This is a genomic window from Pseudoclavibacter endophyticus (genome assembly GCF_008831085.1).
In the GTDB taxonomy this organism is placed as follows: Bacteria; Actinomycetota; Actinomycetes; order Actinomycetales; family Microbacteriaceae; genus Pseudoclavibacter; species Pseudoclavibacter endophyticus.
This window is the reverse complement of sequence record NZ_WBJY01000001.1, coordinates 1,195,146-1,213,033: the sequence shown is the minus strand read 5'-3', so window position 1 is coordinate 1,213,033 and position 17,888 is coordinate 1,195,146. Positions and strand designations below refer to the sequence as shown.

General features: G+C 67.8%; 16 protein-coding genes. 6 read left to right on the top strand and 10 right to left on the bottom strand.

The window, feature by feature from the left end; translation table 11 throughout:
* Position 1: 1 nt before the first annotated feature.
* Together F8O04_RS05315 and mftR are read right to left on the bottom strand one after the other, a co-directional pair.
* On the bottom strand, positions 2 to 1,501 hold the full coding sequence (locus tag F8O04_RS05315; RefSeq protein WP_158028253.1) for a GMC family oxidoreductase: 1,500 nt from the start codon (positions 1,499 to 1,501) through the stop codon (positions 2 to 4).
* Positions 1,488 to 2,150, bottom strand: a complete 663-nt coding sequence (gene mftR / locus F8O04_RS05310; protein WP_158029112.1) for a mycofactocin system transcriptional regulator — start codon at positions 2,148 to 2,150, stop codon at positions 1,488 to 1,490. Before mftR ends, F8O04_RS05315 begins: the two co-directional genes overlap by 14 nt.
* 126 nt (positions 2,151 to 2,276) lie before the next feature.
* Between mftR and mftA the strand changes: the two genes are divergently transcribed.
* From mftA to F8O04_RS05285, 5 genes are all read left to right on the top strand, one after another.
* Positions 2,277 to 2,411 (top strand): mycofactocin precursor MftA, encoded by a 135-nt coding sequence (mftA, locus tag F8O04_RS05305; RefSeq protein WP_158028252.1) that lies wholly within the window; start codon positions 2,277 to 2,279, stop codon positions 2,409 to 2,411.
* Positions 2,412 to 2,429: 18 nt separating this feature from the next.
* Entirely contained in the window at positions 2,430 to 2,705 is a 276-nt protein-coding gene (gene mftB, locus F8O04_RS05300) for a mycofactocin biosynthesis chaperone MftB (protein WP_158028251.1), read from the top strand.
* Positions 2,702 to 3,982 (top strand): mycofactocin radical SAM maturase, encoded by a 1,281-nt coding sequence (gene mftC, locus F8O04_RS05295; RefSeq protein ID WP_158028250.1) that lies wholly within the window; start codon positions 2,702 to 2,704, stop codon positions 3,980 to 3,982. Before mftB ends, mftC begins: the two co-directional genes overlap by 4 nt.
* 226 nt (positions 3,983 to 4,208) lie before the next feature.
* Positions 4,209 to 5,912, top strand: a complete 1,704-nt coding sequence (locus tag F8O04_RS05290; RefSeq protein WP_158028249.1) for a dihydroxy-acid dehydratase domain-containing protein — start codon at positions 4,209 to 4,211, stop codon at positions 5,910 to 5,912.
* Positions 5,909 to 7,285, top strand: coding sequence for an FAD-dependent oxidoreductase (locus F8O04_RS05285; protein ID WP_158028248.1), 1,377 nt, complete (start codon positions 5,909 to 5,911; stop codon positions 7,283 to 7,285). The genes F8O04_RS05290 and F8O04_RS05285 overlap by 4 nt, the downstream gene beginning before the upstream one ends.
* On the opposite strand, the gene F8O04_RS05280 is transcribed toward F8O04_RS05285, so the two are convergent.
* Positions 7,275 to 8,066 carry an IclR family transcriptional regulator domain-containing protein gene (locus F8O04_RS05280; RefSeq protein ID WP_158028247.1) on the bottom strand — a complete coding sequence of 264 codons (792 nt, stop codon included), beginning with the start codon at positions 8,064 to 8,066 and terminating at the stop codon, positions 7,275 to 7,277. The two genes, F8O04_RS05285 and F8O04_RS05280, sit on opposite strands and share 11 nt — an antisense overlap.
* A gap of 223 nt (positions 8,067 to 8,289) precedes the next feature.
* On the opposite strand from F8O04_RS05280, the gene F8O04_RS05275 reads away from it, so the two are divergent.
* Positions 8,290 to 9,099, top strand: a complete 810-nt coding sequence (locus F8O04_RS05275; RefSeq protein ID WP_188726257.1) for an IclR family transcriptional regulator — start codon at positions 8,290 to 8,292, stop codon at positions 9,097 to 9,099.
* A 118-nt stretch (positions 9,100 to 9,217) separates the two neighbouring features.
* Here the strand turns inward: F8O04_RS05275 and F8O04_RS05270 are convergent, their stop codons facing one another.
* The 7 genes from F8O04_RS05270 to F8O04_RS05240 all read right to left on the bottom strand — a co-directional run bounded on the left by F8O04_RS05270 (position 9,218) and on the right by F8O04_RS05240 (position 17,883).
* Positions 9,218 to 10,804 (bottom strand): ABC transporter substrate-binding protein, encoded by a 1,587-nt coding sequence (locus F8O04_RS05270; RefSeq protein WP_158028245.1) that lies wholly within the window; start codon positions 10,802 to 10,804, stop codon positions 9,218 to 9,220.
* A gap of 73 nt (positions 10,805 to 10,877) precedes the next feature.
* Positions 10,878 to 12,473, bottom strand: a complete 1,596-nt coding sequence (locus F8O04_RS05265; protein WP_158028244.1) for an ABC transporter substrate-binding protein — start codon at positions 12,471 to 12,473, stop codon at positions 10,878 to 10,880.
* 41 nt (positions 12,474 to 12,514) lie between these two features.
* The gene (locus tag F8O04_RS05260) at positions 12,515 to 13,300 is read right to left on the bottom strand and encodes an ABC transporter ATP-binding protein (RefSeq protein WP_158028243.1); all 786 of its coding nucleotides are present in this window, start codon (positions 13,298 to 13,300) and stop codon (positions 12,515 to 12,517) included.
* Complete coding sequence (locus tag F8O04_RS05255; RefSeq protein ID WP_158028242.1) at positions 13,290 to 14,237, bottom strand: ABC transporter ATP-binding protein; 948 nt, start codon at positions 14,235 to 14,237, stop codon at positions 13,290 to 13,292. Before F8O04_RS05255 ends, F8O04_RS05260 begins: the two co-directional genes overlap by 11 nt.
* Positions 14,234 to 15,169, bottom strand: coding sequence for an ABC transporter permease (locus F8O04_RS05250; protein WP_158028241.1), 936 nt, complete (start codon positions 15,167 to 15,169; stop codon positions 14,234 to 14,236). The genes F8O04_RS05255 and F8O04_RS05250 overlap by 4 nt, the downstream gene beginning before the upstream one ends.
* On the bottom strand, positions 15,166 to 16,233 hold the full coding sequence (locus tag F8O04_RS05245) for an ABC transporter permease (protein ID WP_188726258.1): 1,068 nt from the start codon (positions 16,231 to 16,233) through the stop codon (positions 15,166 to 15,168). The genes F8O04_RS05250 and F8O04_RS05245 overlap by 4 nt, the downstream gene beginning before the upstream one ends.
* A gap of 270 nt (positions 16,234 to 16,503) precedes the next feature.
* Positions 16,504 to 17,883 (bottom strand): acetyl-CoA carboxylase biotin carboxylase subunit, encoded by a 1,380-nt coding sequence (locus F8O04_RS05240; RefSeq protein ID WP_158028239.1) that lies wholly within the window; start codon positions 17,881 to 17,883, stop codon positions 16,504 to 16,506.
* Between the last annotated feature and the right edge of the window lie 5 nt (positions 17,884 to 17,888).

The following is a 17,888-nucleotide window of genomic DNA, read 5'->3' as shown; positions in this document are numbered from 1 at the left end:
GCTAGTACCCGGCCTGCAATCGGTCGGCGAGGAGCTCGCCGATGAAGATCGCCGTGGCGGCGGTGCCGCGGGTCGGGGCGGTCGGCAGTATTGACGTGTCGGCGACGCGAAGCCGGTCGATGCCGCGCACCCGGCCGCTGGCGTCGACGACTGCGTCGGGGTCGTGGTCACGGCCCATGCGCGCCGTGCCGCTGAGGTGGAGTGCGGTGCTGAGGTGGCGTCGCACCCACGCATCCAGCGCCGTGTCGTCCTCGAGCGTCGGTGCGTCGAGGTCGACGAAGCCGCCGAAGACGTCGGACATCGCGTCCGTCGCCGCGAGCGCGGCGGCCGCGCGCACGACCTCGCGCATCCGATGCCGGTCACGATCGGTCGCGAGATAGCGGTACGCGAGCAGCGGGCGCGCGCCGGGGCCGTCGATGGTCACGCGGCCGCGGGCATCGGTCACACCCGCGCTGGCCACGAACAGGCGCTCGCCGGGCAGTCCGGTGCCCCCGAAGAGCGCGGCGAGCGGGCGGAGGCTGAGCAGGAGCTCGAGCTCGTCGCCGCGCGAGGCTTCCAGGTGCAGCGCGGACGTGAAGCTCTCGCCGCGGGCGTCATCGCCGCGCCCCGTCTGGCCGAGCATGAGCCAGCCGAGCATGAGGTTGGGGTGGTCGCTCGACCCCTGCCCGACGCCGGGCAGGTCGACGAGCGGCGTGATGCCCGCTGAGGCGAGCGTGTCGGCCGCGCCGATGCCGGACGCCTGAAGCAGGCGCGGCGTCTCTACGGCGCCGCCGCACAGCACGACTTGGCCGGCCGCAAGGTGCTCACCGCCGACTTCGACGCCGGTCGCGGCCCCGCCCCGCGTGGTGATGGCGTCGACGACCGTGCCGGTGCGGATCTCGAGATTGCGCCGGCTGCGCGCGGGGTCGAGATACTGGTGCGCCGTACTTCGCCGCTCGCCGGCGATGATGTTGCGCGGTAGGGGGCCGACGCCCGCCCGGCTCCCGGCGTTTTTGTCGGGTTCGTCGACGTGACCGAGCTCGCGGGCCGCCGCGGCAAAGGCACGGGAGGCCGCGTGCGCCTGGCCGGCGCGCGCAACGGGCATCGGACCATCGGCGCCGTGGAGCTCGCTCGCGCCGAAATCGAGGTCCGTCTCGAGTTCTCGCAGAATTGGCAGCGCTGTCTCGTACGACCAGCCGTCGTCGCCGCACGCGGCAGCCCACGCGTCGAAATCGGCAGGTCGCGCGCGCAGGAACAGGCCGCCGTTGACGGCGCTCGAGCCGCCGAGCACGCGCCCTCGCGCGACCTCGTAGCGGCGCCCGTCACCGAGGTCTGCACGGTAGGTCCACGCGAGGGGGCTGCCGGGCAACGCGCCGGAGAGGTCGTTCGGCAGTGTCTTTGACGACGAATCGGGCCCGGCCTCGAGCAGCAGCACCGAGCAGTCACGCTCTTCACTCAGGCGAGCGGCGAGCGGCGAGCCCGACGACCCCGCGCCGACGACGATCACGTCATGCGTCTTCATGGGCCCGCGTCACCTCCTCGTCGTGCGCGGCGAAGATCGCGCCGAGACCTTTGAAGCCCGCCGCGATGAGGGTTGGGAGGTCGGCCTTCTCGTCGTGGAGCCACTGCTCGTATGACGCGAGCGAGATCGCGAGGCACACCCGGCCGATCACGTTCGGCAACACGTGGTCGGGATGAAGGGCCAGTCGACTCGCCGAAAAATCGGAGACCACGCGCCGCCAGTCGGCGTATCGCAGCGCCGAGTGCGCAACGAGCGTCTGGCTCTCGAGCAGCACGCGCATGCGGCGCCGGTGGTGCGCCATGTCGCTGGCGGGGAACGCGTTGAAGTCGATGATCGCCTGTCGGAGGGCGGCCGCGAGCGGAACGTCCTCGGGGATAGCGTCGAGGTTCTCGCGCATGCCGCGCAGCAAGCCATCGAAGTCGCCCCACGGCAGGTCGTTCTTGGAGGCGTAGTACCGGAAGAAGGTGCGGCGGCCGATCCCGGCGGCCGAAGCGATGTCGTCGACGGTGACGGCGTCGAAGCCCCTCGCGACGAACAGGTCGAGGCCTATGCGCTCGAGCTCAGCCGCGGTCGTGGCCTTCGCCCGTCCCGTACGTGGGCGCGCTGCACCCCCGCCGGTCGCCCGGTCAGAGTCGGCGGTGGTCTTCATCGACACCCCCTTCCATTCGGCACTGAGTGCCATTAGTATGATCGCACCGAACGGAAATCGCCAGAGTCGGCGACCAAGAAATTCCTCTTCGTCAGTGCAGACGTTGGGGTTCTGAGGAGTGCAATCATGAATTCCCCAATCGCGACCGAAACCGCCTCGTCCTCCGCCGAGAATGCCTCAGCATCCGCCGCAGAATCACCGGTGGAGACCGAAAGTCTCGTCGAAGAGGTTTCCATCGACGGCATGTGCGGCGTCTACTGATCGAGAGCGGCGACCCTCATGTCTGAGTTCGATGCAGATCGACCGTGGCAAGTGCATCCGCGCGTCGCAATACGCCCTGAACGATTCGGCGCACTGCTGTATCACTTCGAAACGAGAAAGCTCTCGTTCTTGAAGGAGCGCGCGCTTCTCAGCATCGTCGACTCGCTCGACAGCCATGCGAGCATGCGCGAAGCCGTCGTCGCGGCGGGCATCGCCCCGCCCGAGCAGGGTAAGTACCTGGCCGCACTGAGCGGCCTCGCCGCGTCCAACATGATCCGGGAGCGAGCCGCATGACGCTTATCGACACACCACCGCCCGCTGTGACAGGCACGAAGCCGGCTCGTCTCGTCGATCACTTCGAGCGCGGGCTCGACGCCCCGATCTGCCTCACGTGGGAGCTCACCTACGCGTGCAATCTCTCGTGCGTGCACTGCCTCTCGAGCTCGGGCCGCCGCGACCCGAACGAGCTCTCGACCGACGAGTGCAAGGCGATCATCGACGAGCTCGAGCGCATGCAGGTGTTCTACGTGAATATCGGTGGCGGCGAGCCAACTGTGCGGAGTGACTTCTGGGAACTGCTCGACTATGCGACGGCGCACCAGGTCGGCGTGAAGTTTTCGACGAACGGCGTCAAGATCACGCCGGAAGTCGCGAAACAGCTGGCCGCGAACGACTATGTCGATGTACAGATCTCGCTTGACGGGGCGACGGCCGATGTCAACGACTACATTCGCGGCCCCCGCTCGTACGCACTCGCAATGACGGCACTCGAGAATCTGCGCGACGCCGGGATGAAGAACTTCAAGATCTCGGTCGTGTGCACGCGTCAGAATATCGGCCAGCTCGACGAGTTCAAAGCCATTGCGGACCGCTACGGAGCACAGCTGAGGCTGACGCGACTCCGCCCCTCGGGGCGCGCGGCCGACGTGTGGGACGAGCTGCATCCGACGCAGTCACAGCAGCGCGAGCTGTATGACTGGCTCGTCGCGCATGGCGAGAACGTGCTCACGGGTGACTCGTTCTTCCACCTCTCGGCGTTCGGCGAGGCGCTTCCAGGGCTCAATCTGTGCGGCGCAGGGCGCGTCGTCTGCCTCATCGACCCGGTCGGCGATGTGTACGCGTGCCCGTTCGCGATTCACGACGAGTTCCTGGCCGGCTCGGTCCGCACCCCTGGCGGTTTCGAGGGCGTCTGGCGCGAGTCGGAGCTGTTCGCCCGCCTTCGCGCTCCGCAGTCCGGCGGTGCGTGCACCTCGTGCCAGTTCTACGACACGTGCAAGGGCGGCTGCATGGCGGCGAAGTTCTTCACCGGGCTGCCGCTCGATGGGCCAGACCCCGAGTGCGTGCAGGGGTTCGGCGAGCAGGCACTCGAGGCACGGAAGGCGATCGACGGGGCCGTGCCGAAGCCGAGCGGCGATCACTCGCACCTCACGTCTCCCCCGCGGCCCCGATCGGGCCTCGGCCCGGTACGGGTCACGATCAAGCGCGGCAAACCCGGCGGGGCCGGGCCCGGCCCCGCGGCCGCGGCGTGCGATGAGAGCCCGCTCGCCAGCTTCGGCGTCACGCGCGGCTGAGGCATCGCGCCCGCGACAGCTCGGTCGCCAGGCGTCACGAGGGCGACAGCCCGCACCCTCGTGACGCCTGGCTTCTCATTTCCAGCGGTCCAGCGCCGCTCGGCACCCTCGCCTTCCACGCTCTGGAAACCCCGTCGGTGACGCATTGCGTGCATCCGCACACAATGCGTACGATTGGTGCGCGCGGCGACGACGCCGCGCGCCCGCATGGAAGGACGACGGTCGGATGCCTGAGCTGCGCAGCCAACTCCCACCCACCTCGGCGCTCGCCCTCGCGCGACGCGCGCACTACACCGCCCTTGGCATCCCTCGACAGGACTGGGACAAGCCGAAGGTCGCCATCGTCAACACCTCCTCAGAGCTCGCCGCCTGCTACTCGCACCTCGACGAGATCTCGGCGAGGCTCAAAAAGCACCTCCGCGAAGTCGGCCTCTTGCCGTTCGAGATCCGCACCACGGCGCCGTCGGACTTCGTGACGAGCGCGGGCAGGGCCGGACGGTACATCCTCCCGAGCCGCGACCTCATCGTGAACGACATCGAGGCGGCGGTCGAGGGCGCGAAGCTCGACGCGATGATCTGCCTGAGCTCGTGCGACAAAACGACACCGGCACACCTCATGGCGGCGGGGCGGCTCAACATCCCGACGATCATCGTGCCGTGTGGCTACCAGCACTCCGGGCTCGCGGAGGGCCGTGAGGCCGACATCGAAGAGATCTTCATGCTCGCGTCGAAGGCGGCGGTCTCGGGCGAGCCGACCGACCACCTCTTGCCGCTGGCGGAAGACGCGATCCTCGGGCCCGGCGTCTGCGCCGGCCTCGCGACCGCGAACTCGATGCACATGCTCGCCGAGGCGATCGGCATGACCGTGCCGGGCGCGGCTCCCGTGCGCGCCCTCAGCGACAAGATGTGGGAGGACGTGCGCGCCGCAGCGACGGCCCTCGCCGACCTCATCGAGCGCGACGTACGCCCGCGCGACATCATCACGGCGGGCGCTGTGCGCAATGGCGTGCGAACCATGCTCGCGGTCGGCGGCTCGATGAACACGATCAAGCACCTGCAGGCCATCGCCATCGAGTCGGAGCTCGACATCGACGTGTGGGGCCTCTTCCACGCACTCGGCCGATCGACGCCCCTGCTGTGCTCGGTACGCCCCAACGGCCCGCGGCTCACGGAGGAGTTCGAGGATGCGGGCGGCGCCGCGACGGTCCTGCGAGAGCTGCTCCCGTTGCTCGATGGCGACGCCATCACCGCCAGCGGGCGCACGGTCGCCGAGAACGCGGCAGACGCGCCGGCGGCGGACGGCGACGTCATCCGACCCGTCGACGACCCGTTCGGCATGGGGCCTGCCGTCACAGTGCTGAAGGGCAGTCTCTCTCCCGGCGGCGCCGTGGCGAAGCGGCCGGTACCCGACCCGGGACCCTACGTCTTCCGCGGGCCCGCGTGCGTCTTCGGCACCCGCGACGAGGCCATCGAGGGCATCGCAAGCGGCAGGCTGCGCGAGGGCGACGTGGCGGTGATCCGCGGCATCGGCGTCACGGGCGCGCCCGGGCTCGGGCTCACCTCGGCGTTCATCTTCGCCCTGCACGCGCGAGGACTCGCCGACTCGGTCGCCCTCGTCACCGACGGCCAGTTCAGCGGGCTCGTCAATCAAGGGTTCACGGTCGGCGAAGTGTCGCCGGAGGCGGCCGAGCCGGGCTCCCCCCTCGGCCGCGTCCTTGACGGCGACCCCATCGAAATCGACATCGAGCGCGGCACCGTCGACCTCCTCGTCGATCCTGCGGAGCTCGACCTCCGCCCCGACTACCAACCGCCGGCCGACCGCGACAGCGCCGGCTACCTGACCCAGTACGAGCAGCTCGTGCAGCCGCTGAGTTGCGGCGCCGTGCTCTGCGCGCGCCCGTGCGCCGCCGCATCGAAGGAGACCGCGTGACCACCGCATCCATTCATGAACCCGCCCGCGACACCCCGGTCATCGGCGAGTACGACGTCGTCGTCATCGGCGGCGGTCCGGCCGGCATCATGGCCGCGACGGCGGCCGCACGCGAGGGACGCTCGACACTCCTGATCGAGAAGTACGGCTTCCTCGGCGGGGCCGGCACGATGGGGGGTCTCGCGACGTTCTGCGGCATGCACGCACGAGTCTGGGGCGTCGACGTGCAGTCGGTGCACGGCTACGCCGACGAGCTGCTCGAGCGCATGGTCGAGATGGAGGGGCTCAACGAGCCGCACCTGTCCGTTGACAACCGCATCCAGGCACTCTCGTACGACATCTCCGCCCTCAAGATCGCCGCCGACGAGCTCGTGCTCGGCGCAGGCGCCGAGGTGCTCTTCCACACGTCGGTGGTCGCCGTCACGATGCTCGACGACGCGACGATCGACGCCGTCGTCGTCGAGTCGAAGTCGGGTCGCGGCGCTGTGCGCGGCCGGTTCTTCATCGACGGCTCCGGTGACGGCGACGTGGCGGCATGGTCCGGCGCGCCGTACGAGCGCAGCGAACGGCTCATGTACCCATCGCTCATGTTCCGCATCAACGGCGTGCACCCGGACGAAGCGGGGCCCGCATGGAAGACCGTCCGGCAGCTCATGGAAGCGGCCGAAGCAGCGGGAACGCACTCCTTCCCCCGGAAGAAGCCGATCGTGCGGCCGCAGCGCAATCCGCTCGAGTGGCGTTCCAACCTCACTCAGCTGTCGAACGAAGACGGCTCCCCCGTCGACGGCACCGACGCCGCCCAGCTCACGCGCGGGGAGCTGCAGGGCCGGCAGCAGGTGAAGGACGTCTTCGCGTTCATCAAGGAGCGCACACCGGGATTCCAGGATTCGTACATCGTCGACATCGCACCGTCGGTCGGCATCCGCGAGACGCGTCGCATCGTCGGCGAGTACCAGCTCTCGGAAGACGACGTGCTCGGGTGCGCCGACTTCGACGACACGATCGGGGTCAACGGCTGGCCGGTCGAGGCGCACGTCGAGGGCGATGTCGTGTTCCGCTTCGCGCCAGTCGAGTCGCGCGGGTACAACCAGCTTCCCTACCGGATGCTCGTGCCCAAGCGGGTGCGCAACCTGCTTGTGGCGGGGCGGTGCGCCTCGATGACGCAGGGCGGTCAGTCCTCTGGCCGTGTGACGGGTCCGTGCTGGGCCATGGGCCAGGCCGCCGGAACGGCGGCGGCAATCGCACTCGAGGGCGACGGCACGGGCCGCGGCGTCGACGTGCCCGAGCTGCAGCGCCGCCTGGAAGCGGCGGGCGCGTACCTCGGCCGCACCCTGCCGGCGGGCATCGAGGCGCCCGTCGCCACTAGCGTCTGAACAGGTGCGGGTTGGCGTTGCGGTAGGCGCTCGCGATGCCGGCGGCACTCTCGAGCATCCGTGGGACCGCCTCCTCGGTGAGCGAACGCTCTGTCTGCCGCACGGTCGTCGACGACAGCGTCAGGGCGCCGACGACTTCGTCGCCTACCGCGATGGGCACGGCCGCAGCGACCTGCCCGGGCAGGTACTCCTCGTTCGAGACGTCGAACCCGCGTGACCGCACCTCGTCGACGCGCGCCCTGAGCGCGTCACCGTCGACGATCGTCTGCGGCGTGAACGCCTCCAGGTCGCCGGCCTCTCGGATCAGCGCGTCGACCGCCTCCGGCGTCTGCCCGGCGAGCAGCACGTGCCCCGTCGCCGTCGCGTGCGAGGGCAGGTGCTGGCCGATGCGCACGGCATCGGGCAGCGGCCGCTGCGCCTCGATGCGGGCGACGTGGATGACCTCGAAACCGTCGAGCACGCCGACGCTGCAGGTCGCTCCGGTCGCGTCGGCCAGCGACGACATGTAGCCGTACGAGATCTCGGGCAAGGACGATGCCGAGAAGTACCCCGAACCGATCTCGAGCACCTTCGGCGTGAGCCGCCAGGCCCCGTTGGCGACGATCGCGTACCCGAGGTGCTCGAACGTGATGAGGATACGCCGCACGACCGGACGTGCGAGACCGACCCGCGAGGCGATGTCGGCGACCGTCAGCGAAATCTCGTGTCCCGAGAAGGCGCGGAGTACGGCGACACCGCGCTCGATGCTCTGAATGCGGTCTCGCCCGTTGGTCTCGGCCATGTGTCATCCGTCCGTCGTGGACGCAGAGCGTCCAGGTTCTGTCATCGTATCGGTCTAGTGCCCGCCGATCAGGGGGTGGGGCGGGGAATGGAACCGTCTTATGTACGCACCGCATATCGTGCACTTGTACGCAGAGTGGTGCAATTTGGCACGTGGAGGCGTATCCTTGAGGGGAGACGCGCCGTCCGTCGGCGCTCACCAGCAGTGTTTCGAAGGAGAAACCATGCCTGTGCCTTTGAGGGAAGAAGCTGTGGGGCACGCGACCCACGATCTCGGGCCGCGATCGGTCGTCGACCGCGCCTTGAGCATCCTGGCCGCCTTCCACGGCACCGATCGGCCGCTCTCGCTCAGCGACATCAGTCGCCGCTGCAGTCTGCCCATCGCAACGTGCTATCGCATCGTGCTCCGCCTCGTGAACTGGGGCGCGCTCGAGCGCGACGAGGACAATCACTATCGCATCGGCCTGCGCCTGTGGGAGATCGCCTCGCTCGCGCCACGGTCGGTCGGGTTGCAGCGCATCGCGCGCCCGCATCTGCTCGCGCTCTATGAGGCGACGGGATGCGCGGCCCACCTCGCCGTGCGCGAGGGCGCGGAGTGCGTTTCGATCGACCGGATCCAGAACCCGCGGCGCCCAACGGCCCGGCCGCGCACGGGCAACAGGTACCCGATGCATCCGACCGCCATCGGCCTCGTCCTCCTCGCCCACGCGCCGGACGACATCCGCGGCTTCGTCATGGCGGGCAATCTCGACGAGTTGACGCCGCGCACAACGACCGCCCCCGATGAGCTGCTCCGAGAGCTCGACCGCATCCGCACGGCCGGCTATGCGATCACCGACCGTCAGGTCGACCACAAGCACGTGAGCGTGGCCGCGCCCGTACGCTCGCGCGCCGGCGAGGTCGTGGCCGCCGTGTCGCTCTCGTACGAATTCGACGGCAAGACGGCCGCGGAGAGCCTTGTGCCGATCGTCTGCCACGCCGCGAGCCAGATCTCGAGGGCCATCGCCCGTCGGGGCGCGGCCGAGGCCGCGTAGGCGGCGGAGGCTGCACCATTCCCGGGGCGTCACGCTCCCGCGAGGACGTGCACGCAGTCGTGCCCGGCGTGACGCATCACACCGGGCACGACTGCGGACTGTTCGCCGCGCTGGACGACTAGCCGACCCACTCGATCTGCGTGAAGTCGACCACGCTGCCCTTCGGTCGATCTTCGAGACCCGACCAGCGCTCGGTGTTGACCGTCGGGAAGCCCGCGTGCGTCCACGCGAGCGGCGCGAAGAACATGAGTTCCTTCGCCCGCACCTGCATGGTCTGCAGGTGCTGGCCTCGCTCGGCCTCGTCGATCGTCGAAAGCGCACCCGCTGCGGCCGCGTCGATCTCGGGGTCGCAGATACCGGACGGGTTGCGCGCCGCCATCTTGTCGGGGTTGCACGTGTACCACCGTGCGACGCCGAGGCTCGGGTCGGCCGACACCGTCGTGCGCAGCAGCGCGATATCGAAATCGCTCTGCGTGTAGACCTGGTCGGTGAACACGGGGGACGTGACCGACTGCAGGCTCACGCCGATGCCAACCTCACCGAGCATCGAGACGAGCTGCTCCGCCGCGAGCGCCGTGTCGGCGAGCTCGGTGATGTACGTGAGGTTCAGCGTGAAACGCGTGCCGTCGGGGCCGACCGGGTAGCCGGCCTCGTCGAGCGCGGTGTTGATCGCGTCGATGTCACGCGGGAAATCCTCCGAGAAGTTCACCTCTGGGCTGACGGCCCACGACAGCGAATCCGGCAGGAATCCTTCTGTGGGCTCGCCGAGCCCACCGATCGCTACATCGGAGATCTGCTGGCGGTCGATTGCTGCGAAGAGGGCGCTTCGCACCTCGGGCGTCGAGAGGTACTCGTTCTGCGCGTTCATCTCGAGCACCATCGACTGTGGCACGAATCCGTCTTCCAGGTGCACGAGATTCGGATTCTGTTCGATCTGGTCCATCTGCGACGCGTCGACCTCGGCCGAGTCGATCTCGCCGGAGATGAGCGCGAGGGTGCGCGTGTTCGGGTCGGGCATGATCGGGAAGATGGCGCGGTCGACCTGGACCTCGCCGCCCCAGTAGTTCTCGTTCTTGACGTACACGAGCTCACGGCCCGACTGGAACGACTCGAACACGAGGGGGCCGGTGCCGATGGGCTCGGTGTTGGCCGGGTTCGTGATGTAGTCGGTGCCCTCGTAGACGTGTTCCGGCAGCAGCACCATGAGCGACAGCGTCTGCATCATCGGCCCGTACTGTTCGCTCATATGCACGACGACCGTGTGCTCGTCGACGACCTCGGTCTCGGTGATCTTGTCGGTCATCGCCGGGCCATAGGTGTTGAGCGGCATGATCTCGTCGAAGTTGAACTTCACATCCTCGGCCGTGAACGGCTCACCGTCGTGCCACGTCACCCCCTCGTGGAGGTGAAGCGTGAGATCGAGCCCGTCATCGCTGAACTCCCACGAGTCGGCGAGCAGCGGCACGATCTCGAAGTCGCCCGTCTGACCGACGAGCGGCTCGAGTATCGGGGCCGCCAGCGCAGTCACTGCCGCGCCGTTCGTGAGCTGCGGGTTGAGGCTCTCCGGGTCGGCGGAGATGGCCTGCACGTAGACGCGCTCGCCGCCCGCCGCGTTGCCGGCTCCTCCCGCGCAGGCGGTGAGCGCCATGACCGCGGCTGCCCCTGCGGCGATGGCGGAGAATATCGAGTGCTTTCGTTTCAACATAGGTGTTGTGCCTTTCCGTGTCGACGAGCGGCGTTGCTCGTGACGTGCGTTGGGTGTGCGGGCCTGGTGAGTGCTAGCCCTTCCATTCCAGGCCCATCCAGTCGAGGGTTGTCGATCGGGTCGTGTCGCTGAACGTGTCGAGCCCGTCCCAGCGCTCGGTGCTCACCGTGGGGAATCCCGCGTGCGTCCACGCGAGCGGCGCGAAGAAGATCAGTTCCTTCGCGCGCACCTGCATGGCCTGCAGGTGCTCACTGCGCTCGGCCTCGTCGATCGTCGACAGCGCACCCGCTGCGGCCGCGTCGATCTCGGGGTCGCAAATGCCGGACGGGTTGCGCGCCGCCATCTTGTCGGGGTTGCACGTGTACCAGCGCGAGACGCCGAGGCTCGGGTCGGCCGACACCGTCGTGCGCAGCAGCGCGATGTCGAAGCTGCTCTGCGTATACACCTGGTCGGTGAACACTGCAGACTCGACCGATTCGAGGTTCACGCCAATGCTGACGTCCCCCAGCATGGAGACGAGCTGCTCGGCAGCGAGCGCCGTGTCGGCAAGCGACACGATGTACTTGAGGTTCAGCGTGAAACGCGTGCCGTCGGGGCCGACCGGGTAGCCGGCCTCATCGAGCGCGGTGTTGATCGCGTCGATGTCACGCGGGAAGTCGCGCTCGAAGTCGACGTCCGGGCTCAGGGCCCATTCAAGTGACGGCGGCAGAAAGCCTGTTGCCGGCTCGCCAAGCCCGCCGATCGCGACATCCGTGATCTCCTGACGGTCGATTGCGGCATAGACGGCGGCGCGCACTTCGGGTGTCGAGAGGTACTCGTTCTGCGCGTTCATCTCGAGCACGACCGACTGCGGCACGTTGCCCGTCTCGAGGTGCACGAGATTGGGATTCTCGGCGATCTGGTGCATCTGTGACGCGTCGACCTCGGCCGAGTCGATCTCGCCGGCGACGAGCGCGAGCGTGCGCGTGTTCGGGTCGGGCATCATCGGGTAGATGGCTCGATCGACCGGCACGTCGCCGCCCCAGTAGTTCTCGTTCTTCACATACACGAGCTCGCGGCCGGACGAGTACGACTCGAAGACCATCGGCCCCGTGCCGATCGGCGCCATGTTGGCCGGGTTGGTGATGTAGTCGGTTCCCTCGTAGATGTGCTTCGGCAGCAGCACCATGAGCGACAGCGTCTGCAGCAGCGGGCCGTACTGTTCGCTGAAGTGCAGCGTGACGGTGCTCTCATCGACGATCTCGGTCTCGGTGATCTTGTCGGTCATCGCCGGACCATAGGTATTGAGCGGCATGATCTCGTCGAAGTTGAACTTCACATCCTCGGCCGTGAACGGCTCACCGTCGTGCCACGTCACCCCCTGCCGCACGTCCATCGTGAACTCGAGTCCATCGTCGCTGAACTCCCACGACTCGGCGAGCATCGGGAATCGCTCGAACTCGCCGGTCTGGCCGATGAGCGGTTCAAGGATGGGCGCGCCGAGCATTGAAACCGACGCGCCGTTCGTGAGCTGCGGGTTGAGGCTCTCGGGATCGGTCGCGATGGCCTGCACGTACACGCGCTCGGCCCCCGCGGCATCCGGACCGCCTCCGGCGCAGGCCGTCAACGCCATGAGCGTGGCCGCGCCGGCGGCCACGACGGCGACTCTGGTCTTTCTTAGGGGAATCACGGGGGGGGTACCTTTCGGGGTCGTCGGGCGGGCCGCGTCGATCAGGCGATGGCGTCGAGCGTGAGCTCCGATTCGAGCAGGCTCTTGGTGTAGGGATGCGCGGGGGCGTTGAAGATCTGCTCCGTCGTGCCCGATTCGACGATCTCGCCGTGGCGCATGACGTGCACCTCGTCGGCGACCTTCTTCACGACGGGCAAGTCGTGGGTGATGAAGACGTATCCGACGCCGATGCGCTCGGTGAGTCCGCGAAGCAGGCGCAATACGCCCGCCTTCACGGACGCGTCGAGCGCCGACACGCACTCGTCGGCCACGATGATGCGCGGGTCGAGCGCGATCGCACGGGCGATCAGCACGCGTTGCCGCTGCCCTCCCGAGAGCTCGCTCGGGTAGCGGTCGAGGTATGCACTTGCCGGCGTCAGCCGCACGAGTTCCAGAACTTCTTCGATCTTCTCGCGCACCTCCGCCCTGGTCGAGGCCATGCGGTGCAGTTGGATGATCTCGCCGATGGCCCGCCCAACGGTCTTTCGCGGATTGAGCGAGCCGGCGGGGTCCTGCAGCACCGCCTGCACGCTGGTGCGAAAGTGCTGGCGCTGGGAACGGTTCATCGTGGCGATCGGCACGCCGTCGAGCTCGATGTGTCCCTCAGTCACCGGAATGAGACCGAGCAGCATGCGGGCGAGCGTGCTCTTGCCGGAGCCGCTCTCGCCGACGATGGCGATGAAGCGCCCCGGTTCGGCGACGATCGAGGCCGCGTTGACGGCATTGACAGGCGCCGCGCCGCGCCGCCCGCGGAACGTCTTGGTGGCTGAGATCGCTTCAAGCCTCATATTCGTCCTCCTTCGCCTCGAGGGCGACGTGCTCGTCGATCTCGCGCCGCAGCGACGGCGGAATCGACCAGAGTTCAGTGTCCGGGTCGGTGAGGCTGCGTACGCTGCGCAGCAACGCCTGCGTATAGGGATGCTTCGGTGCCGTCAGCACCTCGTTCGTGGTCCCGGATTCGACGATGCGCCCCGAGTACATGACGGAGATGCGGTCGGTCATCGATCCGACGACCGCGAGGTCGTGCGAGATCAGCACGAGCGAGGTGCCAAGTCGCGAGACCGCATCGTCGAGCGTCGCCAGCACGCGCCGCTGCACGGTCGCGTCGAGCGCCGTCGTCGGCTCGTCGGCGATGAGCAGGTCGGGCCGTTTCGCGATCGCGATGGCGATCAGCACGCGTTGGCGCATGCCACCGCTGAGTTCGTGCGGGTATCGGTCGACGAGGGTCTCGACGTCGGTGAGCCCGACCGTCTCGAGGACGCGAAGGACTTCATCGCGAACCGGGAGATCGACGCGCCTCGGATCGATCGACTCCGCGACCTGTCTCCCGATCCTCATGACCGGGTTGAGGAATGTAAGCGGGTCCTGGAAGATCATGCCGACGCGGCGAGAACGAACGTCGTTCCAGTCCTTGGCAGAGGCGCCGACCATCTCCTCGCCGTCCCGGAAGCGGATCGACCCTTCCACACGCACGCGCGGGTTGGTCGGCAGGAGCCCCGAAAGCGCCCTGCCCGTGACCGATTTCCCCGATCCGGACTCGCCAACGATGCCGACCCGCTCTCCCGCCGCGACGCGCAGCGAGACGTTGCGCACCGCCTGAATTCCATCGCGCCGCCCGGTCGGAAGCCAGACGCGCAGGTTCTGCGCCTCCACGAGGGGCGCATCTCCCGCGCCCCCGGCACCTGCACCGGTCGGTGAGTTCTCGAGCGTAGCGTTCGTGTTCACTTGACCCTCCCGAGCATTGGGTTGAGCGCGTCATTGAGGGCGTCACCGAGCAGGTTGATGGCAAGCACGACGATGAAGATGCACAGGCCGGGCAGCAGCGCGAGCCACCAGCCCGTCTGCATGTGAGCCTGCGCCTGGTTCAGCAGCGCGCCCCAACTGGGGTTGTTGGCGTCGCCGATGCCGAGGAACGACAGGGCTGACTCGGCCAGAATCGCCCGCGCCACGGTCATGGTGGTCGCAACGAGGATCGGCGGCATCGCGTTCGGCAGCACGTCCGACCAGATGATGCGAACGGCGCTGAAGCCGGCCGCGCGCTGCGATTCGACGTAACCGAGCTGGCGGATGCGCATGGCCTCTGAGCGGACGATCCTCGCGACGGACGGCCACATGGTGATCGACAGGATGATGACGATCAGCCACATGTTCGCACCGAGGATCGCCGCCGCGACGAGGGCAAGCACGATGCCGGGGATGACCTGGAAGAACTCGGAGATCTTGACGAGCATCATGTCGACCCATCCGCCGAAGTACCCCGCAAGACCTCCGACGATGAGCGCAACCGTCAAGCAGAGGAGCGCGACGCCGACGCCGACGAGCAGGGAGACGCTCCCGCCCTGGAGTACACGGGCGAGGTAGTCCCTGCCCAGGTTGTCGCTTCCGAACAGGAGGCCATCGCTGCCGGGGGGCAGCAGGGTCGGGTAGGCGGTCGCCTCGGGATCGCCCGGATAGAGCAGCGGGCCGATGAACGTCACCGCGATCATCAGCAGCAGCAGCGGGATGAAGATCCGTGCGGTGGGCATGCCGAGGAAGACGCGAGTCGTGGTGTCTCGGCGTCCTTTGGGGCGCACGACCGGCAGAGGCACCGTGCCGGTCGCGTCGGCCTGTGAGGCCCGCTTCTTGTCGCGTTTCGTCTGACGTTCCTGCACCGTCATGCTGATGTTCCGATCTTCGTTGTCGAGAGGAGGTTGCTCTCGGCGGACCCGTCCGGCGTGTCGCCGCCCATGCCGCCGCGCTTCGTCGGGGCGCCGCCGCCCATGCGGAATCGGGCTCGGAGGCGCGGGTCGACAATGCCGTAGAAGATGTCGGTGACGATGTTCACGGCCAGGATCGTGACGGTAAGCACGATCACGACGCCGAGCACGACGAAGTTGTCCTGGCGGTGCACCGCGTTGAGGAACAGCAAACCCATGCCCGGCCAGCCAAACACCTGCTCGACGAGCACCGATCCGGCGAGAATGTAGCCAAGGCTGTAGCCGATGACGGTGACCATGGGCAGGAGGGCGTTCGGGAACGCGTGGTTCCAGATGACTCGGCGCATGGACAGTCCCTTCGATCGCGCCGTGTCGATGTAGTCCTGCCCCAGCGACTCGATCATCGACGACCGCATGATGCGGGTCTTGTACGCGAGTTCGCTGGTGGCCATCGTGATGAGCGGCAGCACGAGGTACGCCGGGTAGATGCCCTCCTGGCCGTACGGGCCCATGCCCTGCACCGGCAGCCACCCGAGCGTCATCGCGAACAGCACGATGAGCATGAGGCCGAGCCAGAAGTTCGGGATGGAGAAGAACGCGACCGAGCCGCCGGACACCAGCTTGTCGAGCCACGGCCGGCGCGTGCGAGCCGCGACGACGCCGAGGAAGATCGAGCCGATCGTCGAGAGGATGATCGAGGGCACGGCGAGCGCGACGGTGTTCCAGATGCGGTCGCCGATGAGGTCGCTCACCGGCGTGGCGTGCGTTCCGAAGGAGACGCCGAGGTTGCCGGTGAACACATTGCCCACGTACACGAAATAGCGTTCCCAGATCGGACGGTCCAGGCCGAACGAGGCGGTGATCTGCTCACGGAACGCTGGCGAGACGGGGGTATCACCTACGAGCGTCTGCACCGGATCGCCAGGGGCGATTTCCAGCAGCAGAAACAGAATCGTGATCACCACGAGTAACAGCACAATGGATGAGAGCAGCAAATTTCCCACGTAGAAGAGAAAAGCCTTCACGGGTTTCCTTCCTTCGGCCGACTTGGATGGACCGATCGACACGCGGCTCTGCGTGCGGGCATCAGTATTCTGACGCCCCGGGGGCGCATCAACGAGGACTTCCGTCCGATGGAATGCCCTGTCGGACAACGCCAGGCCATACCGTGCGCGCCCCGTAAACGTGGAGAGGCGCGGGGCGGCAGACCTCGTCTGCCGCCCCGCGCCTGCGCCACTGCCCGCGCGCATCGCATCGCGCCGGACGGCGCGTTCGTGCCGCGCGCCGTCCAGGAATTATGACGCGAGCGTCGCCCGCTCCGGTGCGATGAAATTCGGCAGTAATTCCTCGACAAGGCCGGTGTTCACGGCACCCACCCCGAATTGATCACTGCCCATGACGTAATGGAGGAATGGGATGCTTGTTTCGATTCCTTGCACCTGAAAGCGTTGAAGGGCGCTCACCATGCGCGTAATTGCTCGAGCACGGTCCGGCGCATACACGATCAGCTTCGCCAGGAGCGAGTCGTAGTAGATGGGGACCACGTACCCCTCGAAGCAGTGGGTGTCGACGCGGATGTTCGGTCCGGCAGGCGGCCTCCAGACGTCGATTTCGCCGGCGTTCGGCCGGAAGTCCTGCTCGGGGATTTCGGCGGTCACGCGGCACTCGATCGCGTGGCCCCGGAAGACCACCTCGTTCTGCGCGAAGCTCAGCTCCAGGCCGTCGGCGACGCGGAATTGCTCCTGGATGAGATCGATCCCGGTGATCATCTCACTGATCGGATGCTCAACTTGGATCCGCGTGTTCATCTCGAGGAAGAAGTACTGTTTCGCGTCCTCGTCGTAGATGAACTCGACGGTGCCGGCGCCGACGTAGCCGATGTTGCCGGCGAGGAGCACTGCCGAGTCGCGCATGCTCGCGCGGACCTCCTCCGGGACCCGGAACGCGGGGGCCTCCTCGATCACCTTCTGGTGCCGGCGTTGCACAGAGCAGTCACGGTCGCCGAGGTGCACGACATTGCCGTGGCTGTCGCCGACGACTTGCACCTCGATATGCCGAGCGTTCGAGATGTAGCGCTCGACGTAGAGGGTGGAGTCACCGAAGGCCGACCGAGCTTCCGCCGACGCGGCCGTGAAAGCGTCGGCCAGGTGGTCGCGTTCCCGGACGATCTTCATGCCGCGACCGCCGCCACCGGCCGACGCCTTCATCATGACGGGGAGCCCGACCCGATCAGCGATCTCGGCCGCCTCGCTCGCCGTGGCGATCTTCTCGGAGCCGGCGAGCACGGGCACCCCGGCATCGCGGGCGAGCCGCCTTGCCGTGAGCTTGTCGCCCATCAGCCGCATGTGCTCCGCCGTCGGCCCGACCAGCGTGACGCCAGCCTCCCGACAAGCGTCCGCGAGCTCGGGGTTCTCGGCGAGAAAGCCGTACCCGGGGTGGATCGCATCGGCGCCCGTGGCGACGGCGGCCGTGACGATCGTCGGCACCCGGAGATAGCTTTCGGACGGTGGCGCCGGGCCGATCGCGATCGTTCGATCGGCGAGGGTGGCCGCCAGGCTCTCGCGGTCGGCCTCCGACACCACGGCGACGGTCTCGATGCCCAGCTCCTGGCATGCCCGGATCACGCGGACCGCGATCTCACCACGATTCGCGATGAGCACTCGCGAGATCGCCATGCGGG